Source organism: Carboxylicivirga sp. (assembly GCF_982718395.1).
On record NZ_CEXQWX010000187.1, the window covers coordinates 1 to 11,295 of the forward strand.

7 protein-coding genes are annotated in these 11,295 nt (G+C 36.7%); 5 read left to right on the forward strand and 2 right to left on the reverse strand.

Annotated features, from left to right (window positions below; all coding sequences use genetic code 11):
• The first annotated feature begins 243 nt into the window (after window positions 1-243).
• The gene (locus AC4MRQ_RS22255) at window positions 244-2,550 is read left to right on the forward strand and encodes a GH92 family glycosyl hydrolase (RefSeq protein WP_491199930.1); all 2,307 of its coding nucleotides are present in this window, start codon (window positions 244-246) and stop codon (window positions 2,548-2,550) included.
• A 46-nt stretch (window positions 2,551-2,596) separates the two neighbouring features.
• Here the strand turns inward: AC4MRQ_RS22255 and AC4MRQ_RS22260 are convergent, their stop codons facing one another.
• Window positions 2,597-3,226, reverse strand: coding sequence for an NAD(P)H-dependent oxidoreductase (locus tag AC4MRQ_RS22260; protein WP_491199931.1), 630 nt, complete (start codon window positions 3,224-3,226; stop codon window positions 2,597-2,599).
• 122 nt (window positions 3,227-3,348) lie between these two features.
• On the opposite strand from AC4MRQ_RS22260, the gene AC4MRQ_RS22265 reads away from it, so the two are divergent.
• The gene (locus AC4MRQ_RS22265; RefSeq protein ID WP_491199932.1) at window positions 3,349-6,711 is read left to right on the forward strand and encodes a ligand-binding sensor domain-containing protein; all 3,363 of its coding nucleotides are present in this window, start codon (window positions 3,349-3,351) and stop codon (window positions 6,709-6,711) included.
• On the opposite strand, the gene AC4MRQ_RS22270 is transcribed toward AC4MRQ_RS22265, so the two are convergent.
• Window positions 6,708-7,196 (reverse strand): Lrp/AsnC family transcriptional regulator, encoded by a 489-nt coding sequence (locus AC4MRQ_RS22270; RefSeq protein WP_491199933.1) that lies wholly within the window; start codon window positions 7,194-7,196, stop codon window positions 6,708-6,710. The two genes, AC4MRQ_RS22265 and AC4MRQ_RS22270, sit on opposite strands and share 4 nt — an antisense overlap.
• A gap of 124 nt (window positions 7,197-7,320) precedes the next feature.
• On the opposite strand from AC4MRQ_RS22270, the gene AC4MRQ_RS22275 reads away from it, so the two are divergent.
• From AC4MRQ_RS22275 to AC4MRQ_RS22285, 3 genes are all read left to right on the forward strand, one after another.
• A complete protein-coding gene (locus AC4MRQ_RS22275; protein WP_491199934.1) occupies window positions 7,321-8,598 on the forward strand; it encodes a cystathionine gamma-synthase family protein in 1,278 nt (425 codons plus the stop codon).
• 521 nt (window positions 8,599-9,119) lie between these two features.
• A complete protein-coding gene (locus tag AC4MRQ_RS22280; RefSeq protein WP_491199935.1) occupies window positions 9,120-10,895 on the forward strand; it encodes a V-type ATP synthase subunit A in 1,776 nt (591 codons plus the stop codon).
• Window positions 10,892-11,295, forward strand: a 404-nt coding sequence (locus tag AC4MRQ_RS22285; RefSeq protein ID WP_491199936.1) for a hypothetical protein, incomplete at its 3' end; no start/stop codon positions are given. The genes AC4MRQ_RS22280 and AC4MRQ_RS22285, both read left to right, overlap by 4 nt.

Sequence of the window (11,295 nt, forward strand, 5' to 3'; positions counted from 1 at the left end):
CGCCTTTTTTTTAAGAAACCCCTTATTCATCCGAATAAGGGGTTTTTTGTGTTTAAGAAGTTCGACAAAGTACTTAATGAATTGTGAATTCAATAATCCGACTTTAAAACCGTTTTTCTCTGTCGGTGGATAAATGTTTTTACTCTGGTTCTATTTGTTCTTTTGCTTAATATTTAAGTTGTTGGAGTTGTCAATCAGCTAAAAAGCTCTGTTATTTGCAATGTAATGTGAATAAGAAGCGCTATGAAGAGACAAATTAAAAAGGGAGTATTAATTTTTTCAACTTTATTAGTTGTATTTGCCTGTAATAAACCTGTGACAACGTGTTTAGTAGTTGAAGATCCGGTAGAATATGTTAATACATTGATGGGTACTGATTCAGAGTTTGCCCTGTCAAATGGAAATACATATCCGGCTATTGCAACTCCATGGGGAATGAATTTTTGGACACCTCAAACCAATAAAATGGGTGATGGTTGGGCTTATCAGTATGGTGCCAAGAAAATCAAAGGCATTAAGCAAACCCATCAACCAAGTCCATGGATAAACGATTATGCAGCGTTTAGCCTCATGGCTGTAACAGGAGAACTAAAGTACAAAGAAAAAGAACGAGAAAGCTGGTTTTCTCATAAGGCAGAAACAGCAAAGCCACATTATTACCAAGTATATTTAGCAGATTATGATGTTGACGTGGAAGTTACACCAACCGAAAGAGCTGCTCAATTCCGTTTTACCTTTCCGGAAAATGAATCGAGTTATGTATTGGTAGATGGATTTCATCAAGGATCATTTGTTAAAGTAATTCCTGAAGAAAGAAAAGTTATTGGCTATTGCCGGAACAACTCAGGTGGTGTTCCTGAGAACTTTCACAATTATTTTATAGTCATTTTTGATAAGGAGTTTGAAGACGTTCAGACCTGGAATAGTGATAAGTTAGGTAATTCCTTAGAAGAAGATGGTTTTCATGTAGGAGCAGTTTTGAAATTCAAGACTACAAAAGGCGAAAAAGTTCATGCTAAAGTAGCTTCTTCATTTATTAGTTACGATCAAGCTCACCTTAATCTTAAACGGGAAATTGGTAATGATACTTTTGATCAAACAAAGGAGAAAGCTTATATAGCATGGCATAATGAGCTTAGTAAGTTAAAAGTTGAAGGAGGGACAATTGATCAGCAAAGAATATTCTACTCAACCTTATATCGTGTATTGTTATTTCCGCGAAAGTTCTACGAGTATGATACCGATAATAAAGTTGTTCATTATAGTCCTTACAATGGAGAGGTTCTTCCCGGCTACATGTTTACCGATAATGGCTTTTGGGATACCTTTAGAGCCGTCTTTCCATTCTTTACCATTATGTATCCTGAGTTGAATAACCAAATAATGGAGGGACTCGCAAATACTTACAAAGAAAGTGGTTGGCTGCCTGAATGGGCTAGCCCTGGTCATCGTGGTTGTATGATTGGTTCAAATTCTGCTGTCAATATTGCTGATGCATACCTTAAAGGAATGCGTGATTATGATATCGAAACCCTATATGAGGCGATTATCAAAAACACAAAGGGATATCATGAAGAGATAACTTCTGTCGGGCGTTATGGAGCTTCCTATTATAATGAATTAGGGTATGTGCCTTATAACGTGGATATACATGAAAATGCGGCCCGAACTCTGGAGTATGCATTTGCCGATTATAATATTTACAAATTGGCAAAAGAACTTGGTAAACCTCAGGATGAAATTGACTTGTTTAAAAAGCGTGCACAAAACTATAAAAACCTCTTTTGTCCAGATAATAAATTAATGCGTGGTAAAAATGCAGATGGGACATTTCAGGAGCCATTTAGCGAATTCAAATGGGGTGGTGCATTTACCGAAGGTAATAGTTGGCATTATACATGGTCAGTATTTCACGATATAGAAGGACTGAAACAGTTAATGGGCGGTAATGAAGGATTCATAAGCCAACTGGATAAAGTTTTTGAATTACCACCTGTTTTTGATGACTCGTACTATGGTTTTCCAATCCACGAAATTAGAGAGATGCAAATTATGAATATGGGCCAGTATGCGCACGGTAATCAGCCTATTCAGCACATGACCTATTTGTATAACTATGCCGGAGAACCTTGGAAAACACAATATTGGGTACGTAAAGTAATGGATAAACTTTATACTCCAAATCCGGATGGTTATTGTGGAGATGAAGATAATGGACAAACATCAGCCTGGTATGTGTTTAGTGCTATGGGATTCTACCCCGTGTGTCCAGGTCAGGATATGTATGTTTTTGGGAGCCCGATATTTGATAAGGTAACAGTTAGTTTACCAAATGGCAATAAACTGAAAATATCAAGCCAGAATAATGGGAAAGATAATGTATATGTACAGAATTTAAGTTTTAATGGTAAGCCATTGGATAAAAACTTTATCTGGCATAACGACTTATTAAAAGGGGGAGAATTGAATTTCAAAATGGGTAATACTCCAAATAAAAAAAGAGGGGTAAGCGAAGAAACCTATCCACCATCGATGAGTACAGAAGACTAAATAAAATAGAGACGGCTTGCAAAGAAATGCAAGCCGTTCTTTATAATTAGTAATTGATTACAATGTCATCAACCGCTCGTCGTACTTTAGGCAGATTTTGGTATTGATCATCATCAGATCGGAAACCAACAGCAGCCATAACCACTGAAGTTAGGTTTTTATCTGTAAGTCCAAGTATCTTGTCAAATTCGCCTTTATCAAAGCCTTCCATCGGACAAGTATCGATACCTTCAATAGCACAACTTACCATTAATTGTCCCAATGCAATATAAGCTTGTTTGGCTTCCCAGTTGATAACATCCTGTTTAGACATTTGCTTAATAAAACCTTTCATCATTCTATCATACTCAGCAAGAGCTTCTATAGGTATATTTCTGGTTTCAGAGATACGTTTCAAGAATTCATCAACATCATCTTCAGATAGATTTGTATTGGCAGCGAATAGAATTAGATGTGAGGCATCAGTTGTTTGTGGCTGATTCCAGGCCGCTTTTTTAAGTTGTTTTCTTATCAATTCATCTTCGATCACAATAATTGTGAAAGGTTGTAAACCAAATGAAGATGGAGCCAGGTTGGTTGCTTCAATAATAAAATTAACCTGTTCTTCTGTAAGTTTTTTTGAAGGGTCAAATTGTTTAGTAGCGTAGCGCCAGTTTAATTTTTCTATAATATTCATGTACTTTATTTTTTAATTACTTAGTCAACTAACAAAGGACTATTGGTTTTGTTTGTTTGGCAATTCAATTTGTAAAAGATCCAAGTTTCACTACTTTTATAAAGCAACATTAGCATTTGATATTGAAGAAGTATAAGGGAATACGCCAACTGTTAATAATACTGGGATTGTTGCTTGTAAGTTATCCTCAAATGGACTCGCAAGTGAAACGTTATGCCAGTCATTCATTCTCAATAGAAGAGGGTTTATCGCAGAGTACAGTCAATTGTATATTAAAAGACAAACGAGGATTTATCTGGTTAGGCACTGAAGATGGTTTAAACCGATATGACGGGAATGAGTTTACGGTTTTTTCTTCAAAAGATCATCAGGAGGTTGGATTACTAAATAATTCAATTAATTGCCTGTTAGAAGATCGACAAAATAATTTGATATATATAGGAACCAATGGGGGTGGATTGAGTGTATTTAATCCGCGTAATGAGCACTTTACTCATTATACATATGATGGGACTGAAAATTGTATTTCATCCGGTTTTGTCTATGATTTATGCTTTAATAATGATAGTAACGTAATTATTGCATCATCATACGGTATTAGCATCTTTAATCCTAAGAGTAAGAAATTTGACAATTTTGAAGTTAGTGAACAAACAAATGGTGAATTTCCATATGTGGCCGCAACGTCTATATTGTCAGTTAATGATGTACACATTTGGGTTGGTACTTATGGGCAGGGGTTAATTAAACTCAATACCAAGGAGAGAAGATATAAAAAGTATTTGATTCCACTCGATGATACCCACCAAAGCAATTGTAATATCATTGAAAAGATAATATTTGGAAAAGACGATAATCATATATGGCTGGCAACAGGAGGAGGTCTTTATGAGTTTGATATTCAAAACGAGTTGTTTGAACTGTTGTACCTGAAAGATGTCAGACTCAGTGATGTTGAAGTGGATAGAAAAGGGGGCATTTGGTTAAGCAGTGGTTTAAATGGTTTGTCACATGTTTTTCCCAATGGACAGATTGAACATTTTAAAAACGATCCTTTTGATATACATTCTATTAAAGAGAATTACATACGGTGCTTATTTATTGATGATCGCCAACACCTTTGGATAGGAACGAAAAGTAGTGGATGCATCCATTGGGATCTGTCAGATGATCAATTTATACATTACTATCAAACAAAGGATGGAAAAGGACTTAATGGGTCAAATGTATTCGCTTTATCTGAAGATAAGAAAGGTAAGCTATGGATTGGGACTATGAAAGGATTGTCAATCTGGGATCCAAAGAATGCATCACTTAATAAATATCATCCCTTTGAAGAAGACATTGAGTTTTCAGTATGGGCGCTGCATCATCAAAATGAAATATTGTGGATTGGAACATCGCGAGGTCTTGTCAGACACAATAAAGTAACAAAAGAGAATCATGTTTTCGCTTATCAAGAGGAGGACTCATTGTCATTGCCAGATAATGAAGTGTTTGCAATAGAGAGCGATAATAGAGGAGACTTATGGATAGGTACAGCATTTGGTTATGCAAAGTTTGATAGAAAGAAACAAAATTTTAAAAGGTATTCCTTTCTACATGGAAACGGTTCATATAGTAATGAGATGGTTTGGGATATTCACCGCGACAACAAAAACAGAATATGGATAGCTACTGCATACGGAATCAACTTATATTTGCCTGAATCAGATTCATTGTTGTATCTTTTTGATGATAACTTTGATAGAACACTTTTAGCAAGTGAAGGAGCCAATTCAGTTTATGAAGATTCTCAGAATCAGATTTGGTTAGCCACGAAGAAAGGCATTTGTCTTTTGGATAGCAACCTGAATTCAGTTGTTAAAAGTTATGGGATTAGTAACGGGATGGCAAATCCCTTTTCGTATCGAATTTTTGAAAGCGATAGTTGTTTATGGGTCAGTACTAATGCAGGCATCTCTTGTATTAATTTAGTAAACGAGGCTGTTGTTAACTATAATATCAAAGATGGCTTGCAAAGCAATGAGTTCAATATTGCAGGAGAGAAACTCTCTGATGGTAGTTTTGCCTTCGGTGGGATAAATGGATTTAACATCTTTCATCCGGAAAACATTAAACAATCAAAATATAGCCCTCCCATATTTTTCACTTCTCTCGAATTATTCGGTCACACAGTTAGTGTCAGGGATTCGTCAAGTATTGAGAATGTTGTCATGAGGAACTCGCTCATTCATGCCAACAATATTTACTTTGAGCCTGATGAGCGATTTTTTACACTTAATTTCTCAGCATTAGATTACCAGGAGCCTTCTCAGGTTAAGTACTTTTATCGGATGATGCCCAATTCAAGAGATTGGATACCGCTTAAGAATAAAAGGAATCTGACGTTTATAAACTTAAATTCAGGAGATTATGTGTTAGAAGTCAGATCAACGAATGCAGAAGGCTATGAATGTGCTAACACAAAACGATTAAGAATTGTTATCCTGCCACCGTTGTGGAAGCAAGCTTGGTTTATTAGCCTTGTTATAGCTGTAACTTTTCTGCTTACTTATCTTGCTGCAAGATTGTACTATAAAAAAAATAAAAGAGATAAAGAGATTCTTGAGAAGCGAGTCCAGCTTAGAACGAAAGAATTTAAATTGCAGCGTAATATTGCACACCGTCAACGTGACGAGATTGCCCGGCAAAAAGAGGAGCTCGAAAATCTGGCTAAGAACCTCGAAGGAATTGTTGATGAGCGAACAAAAGAACTAAAGTTGGCCAAAGAAGCTGCCGAGGAATCAGACCGTCTGAAGTCTGCATTTTTATCTAATATGAGTCACGAAATCCGTACCCCGATGAATGCTATTATGGGATTCTCTGAACTATTGTTGGATAACTCATTTAGTAATGAAGAAAAGAATGATTTTGCACACCTGATAAGAACCAATGGAGATAACCTTTTGCATTTGTTAAATGACATTATCGACATTTCAATGATTGAATCAGGACAGTTAAAAATTGCACGGAGTCATGTTGATGCTACTATATTAATTCAGGAAGTATTTGAATCTTTTAAAACCTCGAAGACACTGGTTGATAATAAAAACCTTAATTATGGGTTGGTCTGTAGTGAAGAATCGGTTTTCCTTAAAACGGACGCTTTCAGGTTGAGACAGATACTGAATAATCTTATTAGTAATGCTCTTAAATTTACCGATCGAGGATATGTTAAGGTCACTCTTGAGAAAGAAGGTGCGCTTGCAAAATTTACTGTAGAAGATAGTGGAATAGGCATAAGCCTTAAACATCAATCAAAGATATTTGATCGTTTTCTTAAAGTTGAAAGTAAAAACTCAGACCTTTATGCAGGTAATGGACTAGGGTTGACCATTACCAAAAATCTTATCGAACTATTGAATGGTTCTGTCGGATTAGAATCAGAGTTAGGTGTGGGAACGCTATTCTATTTTAAATTACCACTATCAAAAAGGGACTAATCAAGATGCAGCTCAGTACCTGATTTAATCTCCCGCATTACAAATGAACTTTGTACATTCCCAACATTATCGACGGAAGCTAATTTGTTGTAAATGAAATTGTGGTAGGTGTCCATGTTTTGGGTGATAACTTTAAGAGTATAGTCAAACATGCCAGCAATATGATGACATTCGATTACTTCCGGCAGTTTAGCTATTTCAGATTCAAATTCCCGAATCACATCATGCGAATGTTGTTTTAATGAAACATTGCAAAAAGCCACCAGTTCTTTACCAACTTTTTCTTTATTAATTATTGCAACGTATTTTTCGATGACACCCGTTCTTTCCAGCCTTTTGATACGTTCAAAAACAGGCGTAGTTGACAAATTAAGATGATGTGCCAGCTGTTTAGTCGTCATTTTAGCATTTCGTTGTAACAGGCTAAGCAACTTTTTATCCGTATCGTCAAGGTTAATTGGAGAATATTTTTCTGAAACAGACATGAACTATATAGTTTGAAGTTTATAAATTCCTTAAATTGCACTAATTATAGAATAAAAAACCAATATATAGAATAAATATGGCAAAAAGAACTGCTAATATCTAAATTTGTTAAAAAATATTTCGATGAAGAGCAAGAAGATGAAGCCAGAAAGTTTAATGATGTCACATGCATATGATGCGCATGAACATCAAGGTGCTGTTAAATGCCCTGTTTATCAGACGTCTACTTTTGCTTTCAATAATTGCCAGGAAGGAAAAGCTTATTTTGAACTGGCGTATGGATTGCGTGAAAAAGAAGAAGGCGAAGAGATGGGCATGATATATTCTCGCTTGAATCATCCAAATATGGATATCTTGGAGAAACGACTGGCTTTATGGGATGATGCTGAAGCCGGAGCTTTCTTCTCAAGTGGTATGGCTGCTATTTCTACTACCATCCTTTCTTTTGTAAAACCAGGTGATGTGTTGTTATTTTCACATCCTGTTTATGGTGGAACAGATCACTTTATTCATCATGTTCTACCACAATTTAATATTGGAGCTGTTGGTTTTGTAAAGGGTGAAAATGAAGATGTAATAATTGAGCGCGTTGAAAAAGCTTATCCTGGTCGCAAGCCATCTATGGTTTATGTTGAAACACCGGGTAATCCTACCAATTCAATTATTGATATTGAAATGGTATCACGCGTAGCTAAATATTTTAGTACAGCCGATAAAAAATGTGTATTAGCAGTTGATAATACATTCTTGGGACCAGTTTTTCAGCATCCATTAGAATTTGGAGCTGACTTGGTGGTTTATTCTGCAACTAAATTTATAGGAGGTCATAGTGATGTTATTGCAGGTGCAGTAACCGGTTCGGCTGATTTGGTTATGCAAGTTAAGGTCATGCGAACTTTCTTTGGAAGCCAATTAGACCCGAATTCCAGTTGGTTACTTCAAAGAAGCCTTGAAACCGTTAAGGTGAGAATGGAAGCGCAGGCAAAAAGTGCAAAAATTATTGCAGAATTTTTAAAAGATCATCCAATGGTCGAAAAGATTCACTATCTTGGAATGTTAGAAGAAGGTAGTGAAATGAAGCAGATTTTTGAAAAGCAGTGTTTATCTGCCGGATCAATGATTGCTTTTGATATAGTTGGAGGAGAAAGAGAAGCCTTCATGTTCCTTGATAATCTGAAATTATTTAAGTTGGCAGTGAGTCTTGGTTCAACTGAAAGTTTAGCTGAGCATCCGGCTACCATGACACATGTTGATGTGTCTCCTGAAGATAGGATGAAATTAGGTATTTCACCTTCTTTGGTTCGATTGAGTATTGGACTGGAAGATCCGCAGGATCTGATAGATCAGATAGAAAAAGCCTTCGAAGTGGTTAAGAAGGCTAATAGTTCGGCCATTTGTTAGCTTATGGCTTGAATTTGGTTTTTATGGTTAATGTTTTGCTAAGCCGTCCTGTGGTGGGACGGCTTTTTTATTGGTATAAAGCGGATAAAATACTCTTTATCTGCTAAATATCATGATTTAGTAATTCATTATTAATTAATGTTATTTTATTCGAAAATTGTTACCGTTCACACGTTTAATCTTCTAATTAATCGATTAATTATATACATTCGTTACAGCTAATCACCATTAAAAAACTGCTTCCTTATAATCTATCTAAATAATTATTGGATAAGAAGCAAAAAAACTATATTTGATTCCCCAAAAAAGAATGTTAATTAATAGTATTACAGCTTTTAACAAACGTATTATGCAAATTAAGCTCCGGGAATAAACAGATATGCAAATTCGTAGCTATAAAATAGTAATGATACAGTGTTGTGCGCTTAAGTATTTAATTAATAAATTCTTAAAATTGTACGATTTTAACGTTAGTAATAGGTAGTCAGTTGGAGAAAGCCAGCTGTTTTAAAGTATAAATTATGAACGATATCAATAGAAAGAGGACAGGAAACCTTATTTCCATCCAGGATTCGTTGGTGAAAGCCCGATTCTTTGATGATGTGATTATGGGGGAGACTGCTGAGATTGCCGTCGATGGAAAATTCCTCCAGGCGGAGGTTTTGCAGATTCAGCCTGATCCTAAGAATGCCGATGCAGGTATTGTAGAAATGCAGGTTTTTGAAGATCTAACCGGCGCCAAAATTGGTGATGAAGTGGTGTTTAAAGGTACTCCTTTATCTGTACTTTTAGGCCCGGGACTTTTAACCAGTGTATGGGATGGACTGCAGAATCCATTGTATAAGTTAAGTGAAGAAGACGCTTATCTTAAACCAGGTATGAATGCTCCTGCTCTGGACGAAACAGTTTTGTGGGACTTTACACCTAGTGTTAAAGTGGGCGATACGGTAACAGGTGGAGACGCTATCGGAGCAGTACCCGAAGGTAAAGTCGATCATAAAATATTAGTACCATTTAGCTTTGGACCTTGCAAGGTGGAAAGTATTATCGAAAAAAGTTCGGTAAATATCACTCAGCAAGTAGCCACTGTAATTGATGAGCAAGGTAATAAGCATGAATTAAAGTTAGCTTTCCGTCAACCTGTAAAAATGCCTATCCCGTTTAGAGATCGTGCTATACCAACTAAACCAATTTCAACAGGCGTACGAGTTATTGATTTATTAGCTCCTGTAGGATATGGTGGAACGGTTGGTAACCCTGGCCCCTTTGGTGCAGGAAAAACAGTATTACAGCATTCACTTTGTAAATATGCCGTAGCCGATATTATAATTATGGCTGCATGTGGTGAGCGTGCCGGTGAGGCGGTAGAGGTTTTTAAAGAGTTTGCAGAGTTGGAAGATCCTACAACTGGTGAGTCTTTAATGAAGCGTATGTGTATTTTTGGAAACACAAGTTCTATGCCGGTTGCGGCACGTGAAGCATCTGTGTTTATTGCCTTAACAGTAGGAGAGTACTATCGTTACCAAGGTAAAAAAGTAGTACTTCTGGCTGATTCAACATCTCGCTGGGCTCAGGCATTACGTGAGCGTAGTGGTCGCCAGGGAGATATCCCGGGACCGGAAGCATTCCCAATGGATATTCCAGATCAGATTAAAGGAATGTATCAACGTGCCGGTGATGACTTAGGAACTGGTGGATCATTAACTTTTATTGGTACAGTATCGCCTGCAGGAGGTAACTTCCAGGAGCCTGTAACGCAAGCTACAATGGATGCAACCGGAGGTTTCTGGGGATTGTCTCAGGATCGTGCTGATGCCAAAAAATATCCGGCAATCGATCCGTTAGTATACACAACATCTGTTTATAATGGGTTTGTATCATGGAAAGATCGTCAGAAGATGCTTAGCACATTAAATGAAGCCAATGATATTGATCAAACCATTAGTACCATTGGTTTGAAGAAAGTTCCTGTTGTGAATTACATACAATATCAAAAAGGTTTAACGATTGATTTTTGTGTGATGCAGCAAGATGCTTTTGAAAAAAATGATGCTTGTACTCGTCCTGAACGTTTGGAGATTATTAATCAGGCAGTTCAGAACTTAATTGACAGTGATATCGAATTTCAGGTAGGCGATATGGATGATGAGCAGCTAAAAGAGATGATCAAGCATAAGTTTGATGAATTGCGTCAATGGTGGAGAGATTGGAATTACTCAGCAATAAATGAAGAGCAGATAAGCCATCTACCTAAGGCAGTGGATAAATTTATTTTACAGGAGGAATACGCCGTATGATAAGGAAAGAAATAAACAAAATTAGCGAAGTTGGTAAAGCCCTCATTTCGGTGGAAGGAAACCCCGGAGTGGCGCTAAACCATGTGGTAGAACTATTGGAAGCAGATAGTAACCAAAGTCTTTCCTTTGCGAAAGCCATTAACATTACCGAAGATACAACCCGTTTCCAGGTTTTTAATGGTACTGCAGGTTTAAGTACCAAAACTAAAATTCGCATGCACGAGATTCCATTAACAGCTGGTTTCTCTAATAAAATGTTGGGTCGTAGCTTTGATGGTGCCGGTGAAGTATCAGATGGTGGCCCGGATATTATCTTCGAAAAAGAAGTATCAACCCGTTTAGATACATTAAATCCTACCGTGCGTAACGTTCCTAAACAGGCATTATGGACTGGTATTCC